This window comes from Geodermatophilus sp. DF01-2, assembly GCF_004571065.1.
GTDB lineage: Bacteria > Actinomycetota > Actinomycetes > Mycobacteriales > Geodermatophilaceae > Geodermatophilus.
Window position 1 is genome coordinate 30,318 of sequence record NZ_SPQN01000010.1, and the last position, 22,570, is coordinate 52,887.

The 22,570-nt window shown below is 74.0% G+C and carries 20 protein-coding genes and 2 pseudogenes; 11 read left to right on the forward strand and 11 right to left on the reverse strand.

Annotation, left to right across the window (positions count from 1 at the left end):
- Nucleotides 1–41 precede the first annotated feature (41 nt).
- On the reverse strand, nt 42–566 hold the full coding sequence (locus E4P41_RS05180; RefSeq protein ID WP_135139864.1) for a MarR family transcriptional regulator: 525 nt from the start codon (nt 564–566) through the stop codon (nt 42–44).
- Between the two features lie 151 nt (nt 567–717).
- Here E4P41_RS05180 and E4P41_RS05185 point away from each other — a divergent pair, with 151 nt between their 5' ends.
- Entirely contained in the window at nt 718–1,608 is an 891-nt protein-coding gene (locus E4P41_RS05185; RefSeq protein WP_245177119.1) for a type IV toxin-antitoxin system AbiEi family antitoxin, read from the forward strand.
- A gap of 50 nt (nt 1,609–1,658) precedes the next feature.
- Here the strand turns inward: E4P41_RS05185 and E4P41_RS05190 are convergent, their stop codons facing one another.
- From E4P41_RS05190 to E4P41_RS05200, 3 genes are read right to left on the reverse strand one after another with little or no spacing between them, the layout of a single operon-like run.
- Nucleotides 1,659–3,143 carry an NAD(P)/FAD-dependent oxidoreductase gene (locus E4P41_RS05190; RefSeq protein WP_167760933.1) on the reverse strand — a complete coding sequence of 495 codons (1,485 nt, stop codon included), beginning with the start codon at nt 3,141–3,143 and terminating at the stop codon, nt 1,659–1,661.
- A gap of 34 nt (nt 3,144–3,177) precedes the next feature.
- Nucleotides 3,178–4,197, reverse strand: a complete 1,020-nt coding sequence (meaB, locus tag E4P41_RS05195) for a methylmalonyl Co-A mutase-associated GTPase MeaB (RefSeq protein WP_245177120.1) — start codon at nt 4,195–4,197, stop codon at nt 3,178–3,180.
- On the reverse strand, nt 4,194–5,384 hold the full coding sequence (locus E4P41_RS05200; protein WP_135139866.1) for an acetyl-CoA C-acetyltransferase: 1,191 nt from the start codon (nt 5,382–5,384) through the stop codon (nt 4,194–4,196). Before E4P41_RS05200 ends, meaB begins: the two co-directional genes overlap by 4 nt.
- Before the next feature lie 188 nt (nt 5,385–5,572).
- Between E4P41_RS05200 and mce the strand changes: the two genes are divergently transcribed.
- From mce to E4P41_RS05230, 6 genes are all read left to right on the forward strand, one after another.
- On the forward strand, nt 5,573–6,028 hold the full coding sequence (gene mce / locus E4P41_RS05205; protein WP_135139867.1) for a methylmalonyl-CoA epimerase: 456 nt from the start codon (nt 5,573–5,575) through the stop codon (nt 6,026–6,028).
- A 103-nt stretch (nt 6,029–6,131) separates the two neighbouring features.
- Nucleotides 6,132–7,463 carry a crotonyl-CoA carboxylase/reductase gene (ccrA, locus tag E4P41_RS05210; protein ID WP_135139868.1) on the forward strand — a complete coding sequence of 444 codons (1,332 nt, stop codon included), beginning with the start codon at nt 6,132–6,134 and terminating at the stop codon, nt 7,461–7,463.
- 290 nt (nt 7,464–7,753) lie between these two features.
- The gene (locus E4P41_RS05215; RefSeq protein ID WP_135139869.1) at nt 7,754–9,025 is read left to right on the forward strand and encodes a hypothetical protein; all 1,272 of its coding nucleotides are present in this window, start codon (nt 7,754–7,756) and stop codon (nt 9,023–9,025) included.
- Nucleotides 9,026–9,129: 104 nt separating this feature from the next.
- A complete protein-coding gene (locus E4P41_RS05220) occupies nt 9,130–10,065 on the forward strand; it encodes a hypothetical protein (RefSeq protein ID WP_135139870.1) in 936 nt (311 codons plus the stop codon).
- Between the two features lie 85 nt (nt 10,066–10,150).
- Complete coding sequence (locus tag E4P41_RS05225; RefSeq protein ID WP_245177121.1) at nt 10,151–11,008, forward strand: DUF4397 domain-containing protein; 858 nt, start codon at nt 10,151–10,153, stop codon at nt 11,006–11,008.
- A gap of 24 nt (nt 11,009–11,032) precedes the next feature.
- Nucleotides 11,033–11,647 carry a class F sortase gene (locus E4P41_RS05230; protein ID WP_135139871.1) on the forward strand — a complete coding sequence of 205 codons (615 nt, stop codon included), beginning with the start codon at nt 11,033–11,035 and terminating at the stop codon, nt 11,645–11,647.
- 136 nt (nt 11,648–11,783) lie between these two features.
- Here the strand turns inward: E4P41_RS05230 and E4P41_RS05235 are convergent, their stop codons facing one another.
- The 4 genes and pseudogenes from E4P41_RS05235 to nucS all read right to left on the reverse strand — a co-directional run bounded on the left by E4P41_RS05235 (nt 11,784) and on the right by nucS (nt 15,263).
- A complete protein-coding gene (locus tag E4P41_RS05235; protein ID WP_245177122.1) occupies nt 11,784–12,089 on the reverse strand; it encodes a hypothetical protein in 306 nt (101 codons plus the stop codon).
- A 4-nt stretch (nt 12,090–12,093) separates the two neighbouring features.
- Nucleotides 12,094–13,875: a 3-hydroxybutyryl-CoA dehydrogenase gene (locus E4P41_RS05240; RefSeq protein ID WP_135139872.1), complete on the reverse strand. Its 1,782-nt coding sequence runs from the start codon at nt 13,873–13,875 to the stop codon at nt 12,094–12,096.
- 102 nt (nt 13,876–13,977) lie between these two features.
- Nucleotides 13,978–14,154, reverse strand: a pseudogene (locus tag E4P41_RS23570) (endonuclease NucS domain-containing protein); the annotation flags it as partial.
- A gap of 356 nt (nt 14,155–14,510) precedes the next feature.
- Nucleotides 14,511–15,263: an endonuclease NucS gene (gene nucS / locus E4P41_RS05250; RefSeq protein ID WP_135139873.1), complete on the reverse strand. Its 753-nt coding sequence runs from the start codon at nt 15,261–15,263 to the stop codon at nt 14,511–14,513.
- 77 nt (nt 15,264–15,340) lie between these two features.
- On the opposite strand from nucS, the gene E4P41_RS05255 reads away from it, so the two are divergent.
- Entirely contained in the window at nt 15,341–16,285 is a 945-nt protein-coding gene (locus E4P41_RS05255; RefSeq protein ID WP_135139874.1) for a hypothetical protein, read from the forward strand.
- Between the two features lie 450 nt (nt 16,286–16,735).
- Here E4P41_RS05255 and E4P41_RS05260 read toward each other — a convergent pair whose 3' ends face one another.
- The gene (locus tag E4P41_RS05260) at nt 16,736–17,509 is read right to left on the reverse strand and encodes an enoyl-CoA hydratase-related protein (protein ID WP_135139875.1); all 774 of its coding nucleotides are present in this window, start codon (nt 17,507–17,509) and stop codon (nt 16,736–16,738) included.
- A gap of 46 nt (nt 17,510–17,555) precedes the next feature.
- Between E4P41_RS05260 and E4P41_RS23035 the strand changes: the two are divergent.
- Nucleotides 17,556–17,804, forward strand: a pseudogene (locus E4P41_RS23035) (Gfo/Idh/MocA family oxidoreductase); the annotation flags it as partial.
- Nucleotides 17,805–17,880: 76 nt separating this feature from the next.
- Nucleotides 17,881–18,582 carry a Gfo/Idh/MocA family oxidoreductase gene (locus E4P41_RS05265; protein WP_245177123.1) on the forward strand — a complete coding sequence of 234 codons (702 nt, stop codon included), beginning with the start codon at nt 17,881–17,883 and terminating at the stop codon, nt 18,580–18,582.
- 85 nt (nt 18,583–18,667) lie between these two features.
- Here the strand turns inward: E4P41_RS05265 and E4P41_RS05270 are convergent, their stop codons facing one another.
- Nucleotides 18,668–20,686, reverse strand: a complete 2,019-nt coding sequence (locus E4P41_RS05270; RefSeq protein ID WP_135139876.1) for a protein meaA — start codon at nt 20,684–20,686, stop codon at nt 18,668–18,670.
- 93 nt (nt 20,687–20,779) lie between these two features.
- Here E4P41_RS05270 and E4P41_RS05275 point away from each other — a divergent pair, with 93 nt between their 5' ends.
- Nucleotides 20,780–21,094, forward strand: coding sequence for a hypothetical protein (locus tag E4P41_RS05275; RefSeq protein ID WP_135139877.1), 315 nt, complete (start codon nt 20,780–20,782; stop codon nt 21,092–21,094).
- A gap of 82 nt (nt 21,095–21,176) precedes the next feature.
- Here the strand turns inward: E4P41_RS05275 and murA are convergent, their stop codons facing one another.
- On the reverse strand, nt 21,177–22,451 hold the full coding sequence (gene murA / locus E4P41_RS05280) for a UDP-N-acetylglucosamine 1-carboxyvinyltransferase (RefSeq protein WP_135139878.1): 1,275 nt from the start codon (nt 22,449–22,451) through the stop codon (nt 21,177–21,179).
- Nucleotides 22,452–22,570 lie beyond the last annotated feature (119 nt).

Here is a 22,570-nt window from a genome sequence, read left to right on the forward strand (position 1 = left end):
CACCGCCGTGAAGGCGGCGTCGGGGGTGGCGGGGCAGCCGCTCAGCGGGCCGCCGGCTCGCCGCCCGCCACGTCACCGGCTCCCAGGCGGACCCGCTTGAGGATGGCGAAGAGCATGTCCAGCTCGGTGTCGGGGACGTCGCCCAGCCCGAAGTCCAGGCCGGTCAGCGCAGCGGTCGCCGTCTCGACGACGGCCCGGCCGCGGTCGGTGATCGACGCCAGCACGCCGCGCCCGTCGGCGGGGTTGGGCCGGCGGTCGACGTAGCCGGCCGCGACCAGCCGGTCGATGGCGTTGGTGACGCTCGTGGGGTGCACCATCAGCCGGCTGCCGATCACCTTCAGCGGCAGCTCCCCGGTGCGGCTGAAGGTGAGCAGGACCAGCACCTCGTAGCGGGCGAAGGTCAGCGCGTGCGGCCGCAGCACCTCGTCGAAGCGGGCGAGCAGGATCTGCTGCACGCGGAACACCGACGTCGCGGCGCGCATCGCCGCGGCCGGGCCGAAGCGCTGCTCCCAGGTCTCCCCGGCGCGCTCGATGGGATCGAACGGCAACCCCAGCGGACGGACCATGGGTCCACACGCTACGGGGGCTGCTGCGTGGGACACCGAGATGCGTCCCGTGGCGCTCTTCCTCGGCCGGGAAGCCGCGGTCAGCCGTATCTCGGCGCCGGCCTGTGGACAGCCAGCTCGCGATCCCGGCCCGGTGGTGCAGGGTCCCCCGGTGCCCCGACCTCCCTCCTCGCCTCCCCCGCTGCGCGGCCGGGTCTTCTGCGGTTCCTCCGTCGTGCGGGAGGGGCTGCTCACCCCGGCCCAGCTGAGGAGCTCGGCCTGGCGGCGGCTGTACCCCGACGTCTACGCCTGCGCCGGCCTCGAGGTCACCCACGCCATCCGGGCACTGGCGGTCACCCGGCTGCTGCTGCCGGGCGCGGTCGCCAGCGGGCGCAGCGCCGCCGCGCTCTGGGGCGTCGACGCGAGGACCCCGGAGGACGACGTCGAGGTCACCGTCCCGCCGGCCTGCCGTGGAGGCGCCGTGACCGGCGTCCGCGTGACCCGCCGTCCGCTGCCGGCCGACGCCGTGACCCGCACTCGCGCGGTGCCGGTGACGACCCCGCTGCGCACGGCACTGGACCTGGCCCGGACCCTTCCGCCCGTGGACGCCGTCGTCGCCCTCGACGCCCTGGTGCGGACCGGACTGGTCGGGCTCGCCGACGTCCGGGGCGCGGTTGCGACGGCGACCGGCCGGGGCTGCCGCCGGGCGCGCGACGCCGCGGCACGCGCGGATGGTCTCGCCGAGTCACCTCAGGAGACGCGGCTGCGGCTGGTGCTGCACGCCTCCACCCTGCCGCCGCCGGTCGCCCAGCACACGGTCCGGGACGCCGAGGGCCGCTTCGTCGCGCGGGTCGACTTCGCCTGGCCCGAGCACCGCCTCGCCGTCGAGTACGAGGGCGCCTGGCACGGCCAGCCGCAGAACGTGGCCCGCGACCGCGCCCGCCTCAACCGGCTCACCGCGGCCGGGTGGCGGGTCGTCTTCGTGACGGCCGCGGACGTGTACCGACCGGCACAGCTGCTGACGCGCATCGCCGCGGCGCTGGCTGCACCGAGATCCGCCTGAGCGCTGCTTCGGCGACCCCGGTGGCAGCCACCGGCCGCATCTCGACGACGTCAGGCTGCAGAGTCGGGCGCGGGGCGCAGCGCGGGCACGTGCCGCAGGCCGAAGACCTCCCGCAGTGCCACCTGGGCGGCGTTGTCGCCGCAGGCGCCGTGCACCGCGGGCCCCGGAGGCGTCGCGGACGACGCGAGGTAGACCCCCCGCACCGGCGTCTTGTAGGGGTTCCAGCGCGGCACCGGCCGGGCCAGCATCTGCCGCAGCGTCGCCTGGCCGTTGGAGATGTCCCCGCCGAGGTAGGCGGGGTTCCACGCCTCCATCTGGACGGCGTTCTTCGTGGCCCGCTCGACGATCGTGTCCTTGAACCCCGGCGCGAAGCGCTCCACCTGGTCCTCGATCGCTCCGGTCATGTCGACGTCGGCGCCGTGCGGCACGTGCACGTAGGCCCAGAAGACGTGCCCGCCGTCCGGCGCCCGGGTGGGGTCGGGCACCGTCGGCTGGACGGCGAGCACGTACGGGCGGTCGGTGAGCCGCCCCTGGTTGGGCGCGCGCTCGCCGGCGATCGTCTCCTCCAGGGTCCCGGCGACGTGGATCGTCCCGGCCCGCCGGACGTCCGGGTTGGTCCAGGGCACCGGCTCGGAGAGGATCCAGTCGACCTTGAACACGCCCGCGCCGTGCCGGTAGCGCCGCACCCAGCGGCGGTAGCCCTCGTGCACCCGGTCGCCGGCCATGGCCACGAAGGCCTCGGGCGTCGTGTCCAGCAGCACGGCCGGCACGCCGTCGAACTCGCGCAGGTCGGTGACCAGGTGCCCGGTGACCACCTCGCCGCCCTGCTGCTCCAGAGCGGTCACCATCGCGTCGGCGAGGTTCTGCGACCCGCCCTCGACCAGCGGCCAGCCGACGTGGTGGCCCAGCATCGTCAGCAGCATTCCCAGCGCGGAGGTCAGCGGCTGGGTCAGGTCGAGCATCCCGTGCGCGGCCGCCCCGCCCAACAGCGCCCGGGCCTCCTCGGTCTCGAAGTACCGGTGCGCCAACCAGCGCACGTTGGGCAGCCCGTTGAGCCCGAACTGGACGATCTGCGGCACGCTGCGGGTCGGCAGGCGGCGCAGCCGGCTGGTGAGGAAGAAGTCGACGACGTCGGTGCCGTGCTCGACCAGCGGCCCGAACAGACGGCGGTAGGCCGGCCCGTCGACGCCGAGGCCGGCGGCGGTCTCCTCCAGCGAGCGGTACGCGACCGAGGCCCGCCCGCCGTCCAGCGGGTGCGCGTAGTTGACCTCCGGCTGGACCAGCCGGACGCCGCGGGCGGCCAGGTCGAACTCGCGGAAGAACGGTGCCGCGGCGGCCATCGGCTGCACGATCGAGCAGATGTCGTGCCGGTAGCCCGGCCGCAGGAGCTCCTCGGTGCGCATTCCCCCGCCGGGGCGCTCGGCCGCCTCGACGACCTGCACCCGCAGCCCGGCGGCGGCCAGGCGCAGGGCCGCGGCCAGCCCGTTCGGTCCGCTCCCGACGACGACGGCGTCCGGCTTGCCGTTCAATGCCATGGCCCGTTCACCCCGCCATCCTGCCCTCAGCGACTCACAGCTGCGCGAGCAGCGCGTCCGCCGCGCGGAACGGGTCGGTCTGCCCCGCGACCACCTGCTCGGCCAGCGCCCCGAGGGCCGCCGAGCCGCGGACGTCGCCCATCCGCTCCCGCAGCCCCGCCAGCGCGATCGCCTCGATCTCGCGGGCCGCGCGACCGGCCCGCCGGCGGTGCCCCTCCCCCGAGGACTCCAGCCAGCCGCGGTGCTCCTCGACGGTCTCGACGAGCGCGTCGATACCGGTGTCGTCGGCGGCCACGGTGCGGCGGATCGGCGGGCGCCAGGCGCCGGTGAGCTCGTGCCGGCCGCCCAGCGAGAGCATGTAGCGCAGGTCGCGCACGGTCTGGTCGGCGCCGTCCCGGTCGGCCTTGTTCACCACCAGGACGTCGGCCACCTCGAGGATCCCGGCCTTGGCCGCCTGGATGCCGTCGCCCATGCCCGGGGCGAGCAGCACCAGCGTGGTGTCGGCCAGCGAGGCGATCTCCAGCTCCGACTGCCCGACGCCGACGGTCTCGACCAGCACGACGTCGCACCCGGCGGCATCGAGCACGCGCAGGGCCTGTGGCGTGGCCCAGGCCAGCCCGCCCAGGTGCCCGCGGGAGGCCATGGAGCGGATGTAGACGCCGGCGTCCCCGGCGTGGTCCTGCATGCGCACCCGGTCGCCGAGCAGCGCCCCGCCGGAGAAGGGGGACGACGGGTCGACCGCCAGCACGCCGACCCGCCGACCCGCCCGCCGGTACGCGCGCACGAGTGCCGTCGTCGTCGTGGACTTGCCGACGCCGGGCGAGCCGGTCAGCCCGACGACCTGGGCGCGCCCGGTGTGCGGGGCCAGCGCCGCGGCGACCTCGCGCAGCGCGGGGCTGGCGTCCTCGACCAGGGAGATCAGCCGGGCCACCGCGCGGGCCTCGCCGTCCCGGGCGCGGGCGACGAGGTCGGGGACGTCGACCGCGCGACGGCTCCGCCGCCCACGGGGGGCGGCGGAGCCGGGTGTCTGGACTGCGATGCCCTCCGAGCTCACGCCTTGGCGGGCACGTGCAGGATCAGCGCGTCACCCTGCCCGCCACCGCCGCACAGCGCGGCGGCGCCGACACCGCCACCGCGGCGACGCAGCTCCAGCGCCAGGTCGAGCACGATCCGTGCACCGCTCATGCCGATCGGGTGGCCGAGGGCGATCGCGCCACCGTTCGGGTTGACCTTCTCCGGGTCGATGCCCAGCTCGCGGGTGGACACGATGCCCACGGCCGCGAAGGCCTCGTTGAGCTCGACGAGGTCCAGGGCCTTGGGGTCGATGCCCTCCCGCTCGCACGCCTTCTGGATCGCCCTGGACGGCTGGCTCTGCAGGGTCGCGTCGGGCCCGGCGACAACGCCGTGCGCACCGATCTCGGCGATCGGGGTGATCCCCAGCTCGGCGGCCTTCTCGGCGCTCATGACGACGACCGCGCATGCACCGTCGGAGATCTGCGAGGCCGAGCCGGCGGTGATGGTGCCGTCCTTGGCGAAGGCCGGCTTGAGCTTCGACAGGCTCTCCGCGGTCGTGTCGGGGCGGATGCCCTCGTCCTCGCGGAACTCGATCGGGTCGCCCTTGCGCTGCGGGATGAGGACCGGGGTGATCTCCTCGTCGAACACCCCGTTCTTGGCCGCGCGCGCGGCCTTCTGGTGGCTCTCCGCGGCGAAGGTGTCCTGCTCCTCGCGGGTGAGGTCGTAGCGGGCGTTGGCCTTCTCGGTCAGCTCGCCCATCGCCACCTGGTCGAAGGTGTCCGACAGCCCGTCGTGGGCCATGGCGTCGACGAGCTGGGTGTCGCCGTACTTGGTGCCGGTGCGCGAGTTGGCCAGCAGGTGCGGCGCCTGGGTCATCGACTCCATGCCGCCGGCGACGACGACCTCGTACTCGCCCGCGCGGATGAGCTGGTCGGCCAGCGCGATGGCGTTGAGCCCGGAGAGGCAGACCTTGTTGACGGTCAGCGAGGGCACCGACATCGGGATGCCAGCGGCGACCGCGGCGGGGCGGGCCGGGTTCTGCCCCGCGCCGGCCTGGATGACCTGCCCCATGATGACGTAGTCGACCTGCTCGCCGGAGATGCCGGCGCGCTCGAGCGCGGCCTTGATGGCGACGCCGCCGAGGTCGGCGGCGGAGAAGTCCTTGAGCGAGCCGAGCAGCCGCCCCATCGGGGTGCGGGCGCCGCTGACGAGGACCGAACGGGACATGGGCTGCCTCCAGAGCGGGGCCGCCGACGCTGGCGACCGCGTGGCCGGTACCGCCGCGCCGGGGGGCGCGGCGTCCATCCCGCAGAGGATAGGACGCGGAGGGCGGGGTGGTCACCGGCGTGACGAGGGTCTCACGCGGTCGCGGACCCACCTGTCGTCTCAGACGTCTCGTTGGGGAAGATGCCGCGGTGACCACCGACCCGCGCACCGGCCTGCCGGCCGAGCTGTTCACCACCATCGACCACGTCGGCATCGCCGTCCCGGACCTGGACGAGGCGCTGGCCTTCTACGCCCAGGCCTTCGGCGTGCACTCGGTCCACGAGGAGGTCAACGAGGAGCAGGGCGTCCGCGAGGCCATGCTCGCCGTCGGGGACGGCGACACCCGCATCCAGCTGCTCGCGCCGCTGACCCCGGAGTCGACGATCGCGAAGTTCATCGGCCGATCGGGTCCCGGGTTGCAGCAGCTGGCCTTCCGGGTGGCCGACGTCGAGGCGGTCAGCACGACGCTGCGCGAGCGCGGCCTGCGGCTGCTCTACGACGCCCCGAAACGCGGTACGTCGGAGAGCCGGGTCAACTTCGTCCACCCCAAGGACGCCGGCGGTGTCCTCGTCGAGCTGGTCGAGCCGGCACCGGGCAGGCACTGACCTGCCCGACCGGGGAGCTGACGCTCTACCTACCCACCGGTAACATCTCGCGCCACTGCACCGCCTCGACCGACTCACGAGCGACGAAGACCCGGGAGACCGAGTGAACGACATCAGGGACGCCATCCTCGCCGACCAGACCGACGCCCTGGCCGGGCTGCCGGTGCCGGAGTCCTACCGCGCCGTGCTGGTCCGCAAGGACGAGCAGGACATGTTCGAGGGCCTGCCCACGAAGGACAAGGACCCGCGCAAGTCGCTGCACGTCGAGGAGGTGGCGACGCCGGAGCTCGGCCCGGGCGAGGCGATCGTCGCCGTCATGGCGTCCTCGGTGAACTACAACACCGTCTGGACGTCGATCTTCGAGCCCGTCTCGACGTTCGGGTTCCTCGAGCGCTATGGCCGGGTCTCCGAGCTGACCAGGCGGCACGACCTGCCCTACCACGTGGTGGGGTCGGACCTGGCCGGCGTGGTCCTGCGGGTGGGCCCCGGCGTCAACAAGTGGAAGCCCGGCGACGAGGTGGTCGCGCACTGCCTGTCGGTGGAGCTGGAGGACCCGGCCGGCCACGACGACACGATGATGGACCCGCAGCAGCGGATCTGGGGCTTCGAGACCAACTTCGGCGGCCTCGCCGAGCTGGCGCTGGTGAAGAGCAACCAGCTCATGCCCAAGCCGGCCCACCTCACCTGGGAGGAGGCCGCTGCGCCCGGGCTGGTCAACTCGACGGCCTACCGGCAGCTGGTCAGCAAGAACGGCGCGGCGATGAAGCAGGGCGACGTCGTCCTGATCTGGGGGGCGTCGGGCGGCCTGGGCTCCTACGCCACCCAGATGGCGCTCAACGGCGGCGCGATCCCGGTCTGCGTCGTGAGCAGCCCGGAGAAGGCCGACATCGTGCGGTCCATGGGCGCCGACCTGGTGATCGACCGCTCGGCGGAGAAGTACCAGTTCTGGAAGGACGAGGACACCCAGGACCCCAAGGAGTGGCAGCGCCTGGGCAAGAAGATCCGGGAGCTCACCGGCGGCGACGACGTCGACATCGTCTTCGAGCACCCGGGCCGGGACACCTTCGGGGCCAGCGTCTACGTGACCAAGAAGGGCGGCACGATCGTCACCTGCGCCTCGACAACCGGCTACATGCACCAGTACGACAACCGCTACCTCTGGATGAACCTCAAGCGGATCGTCGGCTCGCACTTCGCCAACTACAAGGAGGCGTGGGAGGCCAACCGGCTCATCGACAAGGGCCTCATCCACCCCACCCTGTCGAAGGTCTACCCGATGGACGAGGTCGGCCAGGCCGCCTGCGACGTCAAGGGCAACCTGCACCAGGGCAAGGTCGGTGTGCTCACCCTCGCCCCCGAGGAGGGGCTGGGCGTCAAGGACGCCGAGAAGCGGAAGAAGCACCTCGCCGCCATCAACCGGTTCCGGGGCGTGTGAGGAGGGACCCCGTCCCCGGCCACTCGTAGGAGGACCCGCGCCCCGAGCCCTTCGTCGAAGGATCTCCTCCTCCCCATCCCTCGCGGGCTCGGGGCGGTGCCCGGAGGCGGCCGACGCGAGGGCCGGGCCCTGCAGGGGCCACAGGGTGCTGCGTGCCAGCGGTCGTCCCGCCGGGCTCCCCGGCGGGACGGCCGCGGGCCCGTGGCGGGCGGTCGGGCGGGGCTGGCACCCTGCAAGGAGGGGCCCGGCGACACGCCGAGTTCCCTCGCCGACTCTGCGAGGATGACCGCATGACCGATCCCCGCCGCGACATGCTGCCGATGCGCGAGGCCCAGCACTCGTTCGACGTGGTGCTCCGGGGCTACGACCGGCACCAGGTGGCCGAGACGATCGAGCGCCTCGAGGCCGACATCCAGGTGGCGCTGGCCGACCGCGACGCCGCGATGAGCCGCTCGGCCGACCTGGCCGGTCAGCTCTCGGCACTGCATGGGGAGATCGACTCACTGCGCCGCAAGGCGGCGTCGTCCGGGCCGCCCACCTTCGAGAACATCAGTGAGCGCATCCAGCACATGCTGCAGCTCGCCGAGGAGGAGGCCGCGGAGATCCGCCGGGCCGCCGAGCAGGAGGCCCAGGCGTTGCGGGAGCACACCGCCGCCGAGGAACGGGCGATGCACGAGCGGCACGCGGCCGGCCAGGGCGAGGTCGACCGGATGATCGCCGAGGCTCGGCAGAGCGCCGAGCAGATCGCCAGCAAGGCGCAGATCCGCGCCGACGAGCTGGTCGCCAAGGCCCAGGAGAAGGTCGCCCGGCTCGACGCCGAGTCCCAGGCCCGGCGGGCGAAGGTCGAGGAGGACTTCGAGATCGCCCAGCGGGCGCGCCGGCAGGAGGCCGCACGTCTGGAGGACGAGCGGGACCGCTCCTCGGCCGAGGCTGCCCGGCAGCGGGTCGCCGCGGCCGAGCAGCACGCCGCCCGGGTGGTCAGCGACGCCGAGGCGGGCGCGGCGGCCGTCCGCGCCGTGCGGGACGAGCTCGCCGGCCGGCTGCTCGAGGCCCGCCGGCTGCTCGAGCGGCTGCCCGACCTCAGCGATCGCCGGCCCGAGTCGCAGACCGGCTCCCGGCCGCCTGCTCCGGCGCAGGCCCGCCCCCAGCCCACCCCGCGAACCCCGCAGAACCAGCCGGAACCGGCGCGCGACGAGCAGCCGCGGCAGCAGCCGGTCGGCCCGGTGACGGCCCAGCAGCCGGCGGTGCGAGCGACCACCGCGCCGCAGCCGGCGCAGCGGCCCGAGCCCCCCACGGGCAACGGGGAGGCCGCCGCGGCCCGGCAGCCCACGCGTCCCCCGGCACCGCCGACGCAGCCCGCCGTGCAGCCGGCCGCCGACGCCCCGACGCAGCAGGTGCCACCGTCGCCGCAGCAGACCCAGCAGATCCCCTCGGTCCCCACGGGCGGCAGCACGGCCTCGACGGCGCCGTCGCGGGTCGACCCGCCGACGCTCGTGCAGCCGGCGGTCGCCAGGCCCGACGCCGACACCGGCAGCCAGCCGGTCGGCCACGGCCGGCGATGACACCGGCGGCTCGCCCTCCTCGGTAACGAGGCACCGACCCACCGTGTGCGGGACACCGGCGTCCCGCCTGCGGTTCCGCACACGGACGCCGGGGAGGAGGCGCGGTGCCGACCCGCCATACCCGGCACCGTCCCCGGCACCGGGCCGAGGGGCGGCTCGGCGCGGTCCTGGGCAGCCGGCAGGGCCACGTGGTCGTCGCGGTCGCTCTCGTGGCGGTGCTGACCGCGGCCGCCGTCGCCCTGTTCCTCGGGCGGGACCGGGCGGACCGGTCCACCGCCGACGGCGGAGAGCCCACCCGCGAGGTCACCACGCCGCCCACCGCGGGGACGCCGACGGCCGCTCCTCCGGACACCGACCCCTCTGCCGGTACCGACCCCGTGGCCCCCGCTCCTCCCGCGGCGGCGCTCCTGGACTGGGCCGAGCGCGAACTGCCGGTCGACTCGCGGCTGCGCGCCGAAGCGGGCGTACGCGACGACCTCCTCGCGGCCGGCGCCCCCGACGACCTGCTGGCGACCGACCGGCCGACCGGACCGGGCGACCTCGTCCTCACGGTCACCGACGGCGAGCCGACGGCCCGGAGCCGGGTGCTCGCCCGCTTCGGCGGTCTCACCGTCGCCGACCCCTCCCCCGGCATCCCGACGGCCGAGCAGCTCGACCGGCGGCGGACGCTGGCGGAGGCGGTGCTGGCCAACCCCACGACGCGCGCACCGGAGGAGGCCGCCGCGGTGCTCCGGTCGGCCGACGTCGACATGCGGCTGCTGTCCCTGCTCGCGGTCCTCACCGCCCGGGAGGGCATCGGGGTGGCCGCCTTCCCACGCACCGAGGGGGACGAGGGCCCGGCGCGCAGTGTGCTGCTCGACGCCGTCGGGAGCGCCCCGGTCGGGACGGGAGAGCCGGCGACCGCGCCGCTGCGGACCTGGCTGGAGGCGCAGCTCCCGCCCTTCGCCCCCGACCACGTCGAGGTGACCGGCGACGGGGTCCTGCTGTCGTACCGCTACGCATCCGACCCCGACGCGCTCGTCGCCGAGGTCTCCCCATGACGCTCCGTTGGACAGGAGCCGTGCGGAGTGCGCGAATGGACCCAGGACCGGGCGCCGGTCCGCACCCGAGCCTCCTGGAGGAACCGTGGACCGGTTGACCCGTGTGCTGTCCGTCGCCGCGCTGAGCGTCGGCCTGGTGCTCGTCGCCCCCGCCGGGGCCGGCGCTGCCGACGGTGGCCTGCTGCGCCTGGCGCACCTCTCCCCGGACACCCCGGCGGTGGACGTGTACGTCGACTCGGTCGCCGACCCCGGAGACGGGACGGCGCTGCTCACCGTTCCCGGCGTCAGCTACGGGACCATCTCGGACTACCAGACCGTGCCGCCGGGCGTGTACACGGTGAGCATGCGGCAGGCCGGCGCCGACCCGTCCACCCCGCCGGCCCTCTCCACCACCGTCGAGATCGGCGCCGACAGTGCACGCACCGTCGCCGGGGTGGGCCGCTTCGCCGACCTGGGTCTGGAGGTGCTCGAGGACGACCTCACGCTCCCGCCGTCCGGGCAGGCGCGGGTGCGGGTGGTGGCCGCCGCCGCCACGGCGCCGACGCTGGACGCCTCCGCCGGCGGCACCGCCCTGGCCACCGACCTGGCCTTCGCAGAGGCCGGCGAGTACGCGATCGTGCCTGGCGACGTCACGCAGCTGCAGCTGACCGTGGACGGCGCACCCACCGAGCTGCCGCTCGACCTCGCCGCGGGCTCGGTGTACAGCCTGTTCGTCCTCGACCGGCCCGAGGGCGGGCTGACCGTGCGCACCGTCCTCGACGCCGCCGGCTCCGGCGTGGTGCCGACGGGTGGGGTGGAGACCGGGGCCGGCGGCACGGCGGCCGGGGAGCTGGACGCGGCCGTCGTCGGCGGTGCCGTCGGCCTCACCGTGCTCGCCGGAACCGGACTGGCCCTGGTCCGGCGGTCGCGGCGCGGTCCCGCCCGGCACGCCGCCCGGTCCTGAGGCCCTGCGCATGGGGTATCGCCGGTGAGCCGGCACCGCAGGCCGCGGCGGCCGGCACGGCCGCTCCTGCGGGGGCTGTTCGCGGCCACCGTGCTCATCGCCGGCTTGGTGGCGCTGGTCACCTCCGCCACGTCGCCGGCCGGAGCGGTGGCCGGCGCGCCGGTCCCGGTGGTCGCCGAGCGCGGCACGGAGCGTACGGCGGCGCCGCCGGTCCGCGTGCGGGCGCCGGCCATCGGGGTGGACAGCACGCTGGTCCGGCTCGGCACGGACGCCATCGGGGCGCTGGTGCCACCGGCGGACTTCGCCCGGGCCGGCTGGTTCGCCGCCGGTACCGCCCCGGGCGACGTCGGTCCGGCGGTGATCGCAGGGCACGTGGACTCGACCGACGGGGCGGCCGTCTTCTTCCGCCTCGGCGACCTCGCTGCCGGCGACGAGGTCCTGGTCGACCGCGAGGACGGGACGACGGCACGCTTCGCGGTCACCTCCGTCGACCGGTACCCCAAGTCGGACTTCCCGACCGAGGCGGTCTACGGGCCCACCCCGCGCGCGGAGCTGCGGCTGATCACCTGCGGCGGCGACTTCGACCGGTCGGCACGCAGCTACGAGGACAACGTCGTCGTGTTCGCCCGACTGACGTGATGCCAGGCTCCGTCCAGGGCCGGCCCCGTCCAGAGGCTCGCCGCGAGCTCGCGAGCGGTGAGGAGGATGGGTCCTCTGACAAAGGACGGGAAGGACGCTCCTCCTACGGGGCGCGGAGGGGAGGAGTGGTCCTCTTTCAGCGCCGGCGCCCCCGGGCCTGCCAGCAGGCGGCGTGCCAGTGCCGACGCCGGTCGGCGGCCGACTCGGTGTCCCAGGGGTCGAGGTCGGAGTCCCGCACGTAGGCCGGCCAGGTCACCAGGTGCGGCGTCCCCGGGTGGATCTCCTGGTCGCACCCCGGGCAGCGGTAGGTCTTGCCGCTCGCCGCGCCCGTGAGGCGGCGGACCACCCAGTCGCCGTCCGCCGCCTCCTCCACCGGGTCGGGACGACGGAACGGGTCGCGGTCGCCCGGCCGCGACCCGTTGCGTCCACTCCGGCGGGGCACCGGTTCAGCGGCTCGCGTGGTCCCGGAAGCCGCGGCCGGTCTTGCGCCCCAGGTAGCCCGCGGTGACCAGGTGCTCCAGCAGCGGGGCCGGGGCGAAACCGGGCTCGCGGAACTCGGTGTAGAGCTCCTGCTCGATGGCCAGCGACACGTCGAGGCCGACGACGTCGAGCAGCTCGAACGGGCCCATCGGGTAACCGCAGCCGACCTTCATGGCCGCGTCGATGTCGTCGGCGGTCGCGTAGTGCGCCTCGAGCATCTTCACCGCGTCGTTGAGGTACGGGAACAGCAGCGCGTTGACGATGAAGCCCGCCCGGTCGGTGCACGAGACGGCGTGCTTGCCGAGCCGGGCGCTGACCGCGTGCGCGGTGGCCGCCACGTCCGGCGCGGTGGAGATCGTGGCGACGACCTCGACCAGCTTCATGACCTGTGCCGGGTTGAAGAAGTGCATGCCGACGACGTCGGCCGGCCGGCCGCTGGCCTTGGCGCACTCGATGACCGGCAGGCTCGAGGTCGTCGTGGCCAGCACCGCCCCGGGCTTGGCGATCTCCCCGAGGTTGCTGAACAGCGCCTCCTTGACCGGCAGCGACTCGACGACGGCCTCGATGACCAGGTCCCGGTCGGCGAGGTCGTCCAGCGACGTCGTCCCGCTGACCCGGGCCAGGACCTCGTCGCGGGCCGACTCGTCGAGCCGGCCGCGCTGCACCTGCTTCTCCAGCGACCTCGTCAGCGCCTTGTGCACCGCCTCGACCTTCTCCGGCGACCGGGCGACGAAGCGGACGTCGTAGCCGCCCTTGGCGACGACCTCGATGATCCCGGTGGCCATCGTCCCCGAGCCGACGACGCCGACCGTGCGCACCTCCCGGGCCCCCTCGGCGGCTCCGCCCGCGGCCGGGGTCTGCGCGTCGGGCACCACCTCGGCTGAGTCGCGGCCGGCGTAGGTGTAGAAGCCGCGGCCGGACTTCCGGCCCAGCAGGCCCGCGGTCATCATCTGCTTGATGATCGGGCTGGGCGCGTGCAGCCGGTTGCGCGACTGCTTGTACATCGTGTCGAGGATCTCGTAAGCGGTGTCGAGCCCGATGAGGTCCATCAGCGCCAGCGGGCCCATCGGCAGGCCGCAGCCCAGCCGCATGGCGGCGTCGATGTCCTCGCGGCTGGCGTACCGGTTCTCGTACATGGAGACCGCGTGGTTGAGGTAGCCGAACAGCAGCGCGTTGGCGATGAAGCCGGCCTTGTCGCCGATGGTGACGTCGACCTTGCCCAGCCGCTCGGCCAGCGCCTCGACGTCCTCGATGACCGGCGGCTCGGTGACGACGGTGCGCACGACCTCCACCAGCTTCATGACCGGCGCCGGGTTGAAGAAGTGCATGCCGATGACCTTGCTCGGCCGCCCGGTCGCCACCGAGATCTCGGTGACCGACAGGCTCGAGGTGTTGGTGGCCAGGATGGTGTCCGGCGGGCAGAGCTTGTCCAGCGCGGCGAAGATCTCGCGCTTGAGCTCCATCCGCTCGGGGACGGCCTCCACGACGAGCTCGGCCTGGGCGAGCTCGTCCAGCGAGGTGCCGAAGCGGATCCGGTCGAGGATCGCGTCGCGCTCGGCGGCGTCGAGCTTGCCGCGGCGCAGCGCCCGCTCGGTGGACTGCTCGATGTGCCCCCGGCCACGGGCGACGGCCGCCTCGTCGACGTCCACGGCGGTCACCGACAGGCCCGCCCGGGCGAGCACCTCGGCGATGCCGGCACCCATGGTGCCCAGCCCCACCACGCCGACCTCGGTCAGTTCTCTGGCCACGCTGCCATCTCCTCCACCGTCCGGAACCCCGAGCAGTCTCTCATTGCCACCACGTGCGGAGTCGCTCGGTGACGGTTGTCGCGCTCGAACGACTCCGCCGGGTCAGAACAGGCGCTGTGAGGGGTCGTCGGTGCCCTCGAGGACGACGTAGTCGACGGTGAGACAGTCGATGCCGCGGTCCCCGGCCAGCACCCGCGCCTGCGACTCGATCTCCTGGGCGGCGAAGTCCCCGCGGACCGGGGCGAGCAGCGGGTCGCGGTCGAGCAGCTCCAGGTAGCGGTCAGCTGCTCGACGCCGTCGAACCAGGATGCACCGCTTGACAACTCTGTGATCCGTAGGCCGAGCCGTCTCGGTGCGGGGTAACCGGCTCTGTGACCATGCCGAGCGCGAGCCGGGGGGGGGACATCGGACTTCGAACGCGAGATGTACTGGGGAGTCGTCGAAGAAGCCTCTCCGGCTGAGCTTCCGCTGACGACCGACCGCGGGACACAGGAGCTCGAGGAGCCCCCGAGTTCCTAGTGCCGCGGGCCGTCAGCGTTGGCCTGGGTGGCCGACCGACCGTGATGGTGTGCGCTGAGTGCCAGTTTCACGGCCCGGAACTGGCACTCGGCGCACATCGTTCGGCAGGAGCGCCCTTAGAACAGCCGCATGGAGGGGTCGGCCAAGCCACGCAGCTCGTCGTAGTCCACGATGCGCACTTCGATGCCCCTGTCTTCCGCCTCCGTCCTGGCCTGCGGAGTGCACTCCTGAGCCGCCAGCATTCCTCGCACGGGCGCGAGGAGCGGGTCGCGGTTCAGATAGGTCAGATACCGGGTCAGTTGCTCGACCGACTCCATGGTGGCTCGCCGCTTGACCTCAACAGCCACGTGACGGGCGGGCGGCAAGGCGGTGCGTTCCCCGTCCATCGGGCCGTCGATCTCGCCGCGACGCTTGATCTCGACGGCGACCGTCGTCCCGGTGGCGTCACGACAGAGCAGGTCCACCGGGCCGATGGCGGTCGGGTACTCGCGGCGGACCAGGGACCAGCCGGTTCCGAAGTTCTCCACGTGCAGGGCGAGCAGCCGCTGCAGCTCGGCCTCGACGCCGTCCTTCTGCAGGCCCGGGTCGACGCCGAGCTCGTGCGAGCTGTCGTGCTCGACCGACTCGATGGTGATGATCAGCTGCTCACCGGCCTTGTTGGTGACCGTCCAGGTGCCCGCGCCGTCGGTCAGCTCGTCCTGGAACGTGCAGGGCGGAGTCATCCAGTTGAGCGGCTTGTACGCGCGGTCGTCGGCGTGCACCGAGACCGAGCCGTCGGCCTTGACCAGGAGCAGCCGCGGGGCCATCGGCAGGTGGGCGGTCAGCCGCCCGACGTAGTCGACCGAGCAGCGGGCGATGACCAGGCGCACGGGGTCCGACGGTACCGAACCGGCAACGATGCGCCGGTGGACACGGGACGGCCGCCAGGGGAGGGCATCCTGGCGCAATGAGACGAATCCCGGTTGCCGCCGTCCTGGCCCTGCTCGTGCTGCTGGCCGGCTGCGCCGGGGCCACCGGGGGCACCGAGGGCACCGGGGAGGCCGTCTCCCGGCCGACGCCTGTCCCGGGCGGCCCGGGCCGGCTGGTGCTGCAGGTCGAGCACGTCGGCGGCTTCGTGACGCCGGAGATGCTGGCCGCCCGGCTGCCCGTGGTGAGCGTCTACTCCGATGGGCGCGTGATCACCCAAGGACCGCAGATCGCGATCTATCCGGCTCCGGCGCTGCCCAATCTCCAGGTACAGCAGATCCCGCCGGAGGCGGTGCAGGAGCTGATCGAGCGGGCACTGGCCGCCGGGGTCGGCGAGGATCTCGACCTCGGCCGCCCGCCGATCGCGGACGCGACCTCGACCCGGTTCTCCGTCGTCACCGCGGAGGGCACCGAGGTGCTCGAGGTGTACGCCCTGGGATCCACCCTGCCCGTGCGGGAGCCGGCGCCCGCGCCCGGTACCGAGCCCGCGCCCGACCCCGGCCCGGGTCCGGCCGACGGGCTGACCCCCGAGCAGCAGGCCGTCCGGGCAGAACTCCAGGAGCTGGTCGAGCTGCTCAGCTCGCCGGCCCAGCTGCTCGGCCCGGAGGCGGTGTCCGACGCCGAGCCGTACGTTCCCGAGGCGGTGGCCGCCCTGGTCACCGAGTGGACCGAGCCCGAGGGTGAGGTCGCCGCCTCCCCCGAGGTGGCCTGGCCCGGTCCGCCGCTGCCCGGCGAGCCGCTGGCGGAGGGCCTCGGGCTCTTCTGCGTGACCGCCCGTGGCGAGGCCGCGGAGGCCGTGCTGGAAGCGGCCGAGTCGGCGACGATGCTGACGCCGTGGGTCAGCGAGGACGGCCAGCGCTGGTCGGTGACGCTGCGCCCGCTGCTGCCGCACGAGTCCGGCTGCGCCGACCTGCTCGAGGAATGAGGGGGTGTCTCCGCGCGGGGACGCCGGGTCTCAGGCACGCGCGTCGCGGCACCGGATGCCGTAGTCGGGGGCCACGCCCAGGGCTTCCGCCAGGCGGTAGACCGTCCGCAGGCTGGGTCGGCCGGGCGGTCCACCGAGCTGCGCCCCGGCCCGAGCAGCTTGGCGTCGTTCGGGGGCATCCCGGCCCGCTCGACCAGCGCAATCTGCGCAGCCACCTCGATCGATTCCCGAAGGCGACTGCATAGGTCCCTCAGTCGCACTCGGGGAGTGGGCGCTCGATTTCGCCGTCGTCGTGGACAGGCCGGCGTCCTCACCCGTCGCACGCTGGGCGGACAGACCCCCGGGCATCTCGCGAAGGAGGTGTTCGACTGCTTGGCCACACCGAGCGACAGCTCGCCAGCACCCACTTCGCCACCGAACCGGCCGGTCCCTGCATCTCCGCAGGGCTGATCAGTCAGGCCAGACCGGCTTGCGCTTCTCCAGGAACGCGGCCATGCCCTCGACGGCGCCGGGGAGCTGGCTGGCGGCGGCCATGACCTCGACCGCGGTCGTGTAGGCATCGCGCTCCGGACGGTCGAGCTGGGCGTACATGGTCTGCTTGCCCCACGCCTTGCTCGCCCGCGACCCGCGGGTGGCCCGGCCCATGAGGTCGGCCACAGCCGCGTCGAGCTCGGCGTCGGGCACCACCCGGTTGACCAGGCCCCAGTCCAGCGCGGTGGCGGCGTCGATGACGTCACCGGTCAGTGCCAGCTCCATCGCCCGCTTGCGACCGACGTTGCGGGCGATCGCCACCATCGGCGTGTGGCAGAACCAGCCGCCCTTCCCGCCGGGGGCGGCGAAGCCGGCCGACTCGGCGGCGACGGCCAGGTCGCAGGAGGCCACGAGTTGGCAGCCGGCGGCGGTGGCCAGGGCGTGCACCCGGGCGATCACGACCTGCGGGACGTCCTGGAGGGTCTGCATCAGCTCGGTGCACAGCTGCAGCAGGCCGCGCACCTCGGCCACCGGCCGGCCGGCGACGTCGGCGAAGTCGTGGCCCGCGCTGAACACCGGACCCTCCGCGGCGAGCACGAGGCCGGTCGCGTCGCTCCCCCCTACCTCGGTCACCGCGGCCAGTAGCTGGCCGAGGTGCTCGCGGGACAGTGCGTTGCGCCGGGCCGGCCGGCACATCGTGACAGTGACGACGTCGCCGTCGCGCTCGACCCGGGGGGCGCCTTGTGCAGTCATGCGCCGACCACACCACGAGGCGCGACCGGGGGCAACGGAGCCCGGCATGGACCCCGTGCGCTTCGGACTGGTGGGGTACGGCTTCGGTGGCCGGTACTTCCACGCCCCCCTGTTGGCCGCCGCCCCCGGGGTCGACCTCCTCGGCGTGGTGACGACGTCGGCCGAGCGGCGCGCGCAGGTGGCCGCCGAGCATCCCCGGCTGCGCACGTTCGGCTCGCTCGAGGACCTGGCCGACGCCGGGGCCGAGGCGGTGGCGATCTCCACCCCCGCCGACACGCACACCGCGCTGACCGAGCGGGCGCTGCACCGGGGCCTGGCGGTGGTGTGCGACAAGCCGTTCGCGCTCGACGCCGCGTCCCGCCCGGAGGACGGTGGAGCTCGCCGCCGCGCAGGGTCTTCCCCTGGCGCCGTACCAGAACCGCCGGTGGGACTCCGACTTCCGCACCGTCCGGACGCTGATCGACGCCGGCCGGCTGGGCACGGTCACCCGGACCGAGTCGCGGTTCGAGCGGTTCGCCCCCAAACCCGGGCCGCCGGCCGCGGGCGGGGGCACGCTGCTGGACTTCGGCAGCCACCTGGTCGACCAGGCACTGCTCCTGCTGGGCCCGGTGACCAGCGTCTACGCCGAGTGGCGGCTGCGCGACTCCGGCCTGGACGACGACGTCTTCGTGGCGCTCACCCACGCCGACGGGGCCCGCTCCCCCCTGTGGGGCAGCTGGGACCAGGCCGCGCCCGGCGACCGGTTCCGGGTCAGCGGCACCGAGGGCGGCTACGTCGTCGGCGGGCCGATGGACGGCCAGGAGGCCGCGCTGCTGGCCGGGCAGACGCCGGCCACGCTGGGCGAGCGGTGGGGCACCGAGCCGGAGGAGCGCTGGGGCCGGCTACGCCGCGACGACGAGGGTACCGTGGTGCCGACCGAACGCGGGCGCTGGGACATCTTCTACCCGGCCTTCGCCGCCGCCGTCCGCGGGGAGGGGCCGGTGCCGGTCGACCCGCGGGACGCCGTCGCCACGGCCACCGTGCTCGACGCCGCCCGCCGCAGCGCGACGGAAGGCACCGTCGTCGAGCTGTAGCGGAGTCGTTCGGGCGCGGCGGCCCCCTCCTCGGCCTCCCCGAGGGTGCGAGGGGAGCCAGGAGGGGGTCCTCTCACGACTCCGCTCAGGCCGGCGTGGGGACCTTCTCGCCGAGGTCGTGGGCCTCGCGGACGACGTCCACGATGTGGCCCATGATGTCGGTCAGCCCGAAGTCCTTGGGCGTGAAGACCCGAGCCACGCCCTGCTCGCGCAGCCGGCGGGCGTCACTGTCGGGCACGATCCCGCCGACGACCACCGGGACGTCGTCGAGCCCGGCCTCGCGCAGACCGCGCAGCACCGCCGGCACCACCTGCAGGTGCGAGCCGGAGAGCACCGACAGACCGACGACGTGCACGTCCTCCTCGATCGCAGCCGAGACGATCTGCGCCGGGGTGAGCCGGATGCCCTGGTAGACGACCTCGAAGCCGGCGTCCCGCGCGCGGACGGCGATCTGCTCGGCGCCGTTGGAGTGCCCGTCCAGACCGGGCTTGCCCACCAGGAGGCGCAGCCGCCCACCCAGTTCCTCACCCGTCGCGCGCACCCGCTCGCGGACGTCGGTCAGCGTCTGGTCGGCCTCGCCACCACCGGTGGCCGCGGCGACGCCGGTGGGCGCACGGTACTCGCCGAACACCTCGCGCAGCACGCCGGCCCACTCCCCCGTCGTCACGCCCGCGCGGGCGCACTCGAGGGTGGCCGCCATCAGGTTCTCGTCGGTGCCGGCGACCTCGCGCAGCCGATCCAGCGCCCGCCGGACGGGCTCCGGGTCGCGCTCGGCACGCCACGTGCGGACGGCCTCCTGGGCGGCGCTCTCCACGGCCGGGTCCACCGCCTGGATGGCGGCGTCGAGGTCGGCCAGCAGCGGATTGGGCTCGGTGCCCTCGAACCGGTTGACGCCGACGACGACGTCGTCCCCGCTCTCCATCCGGCGGCGCCGCTCGGCGAGCGAGGCGACCAGCTGGCCCTTCATGTAGCCGGACTCGACGGCGGCCACCGCGCCGCCCATCTCCTGCACCCGGGCGATCTCCTCGCGGGCGCCCTCCATCAGCTGCGCGACCTTCTGCTCGACGACGACCGAGCCGGTGAACAGGTCCTCGTACTCGAGCAGGTCGGTCTCGTAGGCCAGCACCTGCTGCAGCCGCAGCGACCACTGCTGGTCCCACGGCCGCGGGAGCCCGAGCGCCTCGTTCCAGGCCGGCAGCTGGACGGCACGGGCCCGGGCGTCGCGGGACAGCGTGACCGCGAGCATCTCCAGCACGATCCGCTGCACGTTGTTCTCCGGCTGCGCCTCGGTCAGGCCCAGGGAGTTGACCTGCACGCCGTAGCGGAAGCGGCGGTGCCTGGGGTCCTGGACGCCGTAGCGCTCCCTCGTCAGCTCGTCCCACAGCTGGGTGAACGCCCGCATCTTGCACATCTCCTCGACGAACCGGACGCCCGCGTTGACGAAGAAGGACATGCGGGCGACCACCTCGCCGAAGCGCTCCTGCGGCACCTGGCCGGAGTCGCGCACCGAGTCCAGGACGGCGATCGCGGTGCTCATCGCGTAGGCGATCTCCTGCACCGGCGTCGCCCCGGCCTCCTGCAGGTGGTAGCTGCAGATGTTGATCGGGTTCCACTTCGGCATCGCCGACACCGTGTAGGCGACCATGTCGGTGATCAGCCGCATCGAGGGCCCGGGCGGGAACACGTAGGTCCCGCGCGACAGGTACTCCTTGATGATGTCGTTCTGCGTCGTCCCGGCGAGCTTGGCGACGTCGTGACCGTGCTCCTCAGCGACCGCCTGGTAGAGCGCCAGCAGCCACATCGCGGTGGCGTTGATCGTCATCGACGTGTTCATCTCGTCGAGCGGGATGCCGTCGAAGAGCGCGCGCATGTCGCCGATGTGGGTGACCGGCACGCCGACCTTGCCGACCTCACCGACCGACAGTTCGTCGTCGGGGTCGTAGCCGGTCTGCGTCGGCAGATCGAAGGCGACCGAGAGGCCGGTCTGCCCCTTGGCGAGGTTGCGCCGGTACAGCGCGTTGGACTCGGCCGGCGAGGAGTGGCCGGCGTAGGTACGCATGACCCAGGGGCGGTCGCGCTCCTCCGGCATGTGCGGGAACGGCATGCCAGCGGAGTGTAGGGGGGCTACTCACCAGTAGCGAGGGCGCCTCCGGAACTCACGGTGGCACACTCGCAGGCGCGCGGGAGGAGGACGGCGATGTCACCGGTGGCCGGCACCCACTACCTGGCGGGCCCGGTCATCGCGTTCGCCGTCGTGGCCGGGTTCGCGCTTTTCCTGCGCTGGGCTTTCGGCGCCGACGAGCGTCGTCGTCCGCCGGCGGACGACGGGCTGCTGACCCGGGTCGCGACGCTCTCGCGGCGCGACTCCGCGCTGGCGCTGCGCGCGGTGCTCTCCGACGCCGGGATCCGCTCGACGGTGCGATTCTCCGGCCCGCACCGGGCGGAGGTGCTGGTCTTCCCCGAGGACGCCGACCGGGCCCGCGCGCTCGCCGCGTCCTTCCCCTCCGGCTGAAGGAGGACCCTCGTGCCCCCGTGGAAAGGACCCTCCTGCCCTCCGCCGCAGGCAGGCTCGCGGCGGGGCCCTACAGGAGGGCCTAGTCGGGGCGCCGCACCCGCTCGATCTTGGCGCCGAGGCCGCGCAGCTGCTCCACGAAGTCGGGATAGCCGCGGTCGACGTGGTGCACGTCCTGCACCTCCGTGACGCCGTCGGAGACCAGCCCGGCCAGCACCAGCCCGGCGCCGGCACGGATGTCGGTGGCCAGCACCGGCGCGCTGGAGAGCCGCTCCCGGCCTCGGACGACGGCGTGGTGCCCGTCGATGCGCACCGAGGCGCCCAGCCGGACCAGCTCGTTGACGAACATGAACCGGCCTTCGAACACGTTCTCCGTGATCAGCGCGGTGCCGGTGGAGACCGCCGCCAGCGCGACCGCCATGGGCTGCAGGTCGGTCGGGAACCCCGGATAGGGCAGCGTGACGACGTCCACGCACCGTGGGCGGCCGTCCATCGCGACCCGCAGGCCGTCGGGCAGCGGCTCGACGTGCGCCCCGGCGTCGGTGAGCTTGGCCAGCGCGACGGTGAGGTGGTCGGCGACGGCCCGCTCGATGACGACGTCCCCTCGGGTCATGACCGCACCGATCGCCCAGGTTCCGGCGACGATGCGGTCGGGCACGGTCGTGTAGGTGACCGGCTCCAGCGCCGGGACCCCCTCGACGGTGATGGTGGACGTGCCGGCGCCCTCGATCTGCGCCCCCATCGCGGTGAGCATGGTGCACAAATCGATGATCTCCGGCTCGCGGGCGGCGTTGTCGATCACCGTGCTGCCCTCGGCCAGCACCGCGGCCATGACCAGGTTCTCCGTCGCGCCGACCGACGGGAAGTCCAGCCAGATGGTGGTGCCCCTCAGCCGGGGCGCGGTGGCCACCAGGAAGCCGTGCTCGCTGTCGATGGTGGCGCCCAGCCGCTCCAGGCCGGAGATGTGCATGTCCAGCCCGCGGGACCCGATCGCGTCGCCACCGGGCAGCGCGACCCGGGCCGAGCCGCACCGGGCGACCAGCGGGCCGAGCACGCTGATCGAGGCCCGCATCCGGCGCACCAGGTCGTAGTCGGTCTCGGTGGAGGGCTCCTCGGGCACGTCGACGACCAGCCGACCGCCGCCGTGCTCATGACGCTCGTAGGTGACGTCGCAGCCGAGCCGGCGTAGCACCTCGCTCATGATGGCGACGTCGAGGATGTCGGGAACCTCCTCGATGGTGGTCCGCCCGGCGGCCAGCAGCGCGGCCGCCATGAGCTTGAGGGCGCTGTTCTTGGCGCCGGTGACCCGCACCCGTCCGGTCAGGGCCGTGCCGCCGGTGACCTCGAAGCACTCCACCGGCCCACCCTACGGCGGCCCCGTTGCAGGGTCCCGCCGCGAGGTGAAGGACCCCGTCCTCCTCACCCCTCGCACGCTCGGGTCGAGCCTCGGGACGGGGCCGAGGGCAGCGGGGTCCT

What these genes read in the sequence shown, in the direction of transcription:
- E4P41_RS05180 (WP_135139864.1), bottom strand. Translation starts at nt 566, where the DNA reads ATGGTCCGTCCGCTGGGGTTGCCGTTCGATCCCATCGAGCGCGCCGGG.
- E4P41_RS05190 (WP_167760933.1), bottom strand. Translation starts at nt 3,143, where the DNA reads ATGGCATTGAACGGCAAGCCGGACGCCGTCGTCGTCGGGAGCGGACCG.
- E4P41_RS05200 (WP_135139866.1), bottom strand. Translation starts at nt 5,384, where the DNA reads ATGTCCCGTTCGGTCCTCGTCAGCGGCGCCCGCACCCCGATGGGGCGG.
- E4P41_RS05215 (WP_135139869.1), top strand. Translation starts at nt 7,754, where the DNA reads ATGACCGATCCCCGCCGCGACATGCTGCCGATGCGCGAGGCCCAGCAC.
- E4P41_RS05255 (WP_135139874.1), top strand. Translation starts at nt 15,341, where the DNA reads ATGAGACGAATCCCGGTTGCCGCCGTCCTGGCCCTGCTCGTGCTGCTG.
- E4P41_RS05260 (WP_135139875.1), bottom strand. Translation starts at nt 17,509, where the DNA reads ATGACTGCACAAGGCGCCCCCCGGGTCGAGCGCGACGGCGACGTCGTC.
- E4P41_RS05270 (WP_135139876.1), bottom strand. Translation starts at nt 20,686, where the DNA reads ATGCCGTTCCCGCACATGCCGGAGGAGCGCGACCGCCCCTGGGTCATG.
- E4P41_RS05275 (WP_135139877.1), top strand. Translation starts at nt 20,780, where the DNA reads ATGTCACCGGTGGCCGGCACCCACTACCTGGCGGGCCCGGTCATCGCG.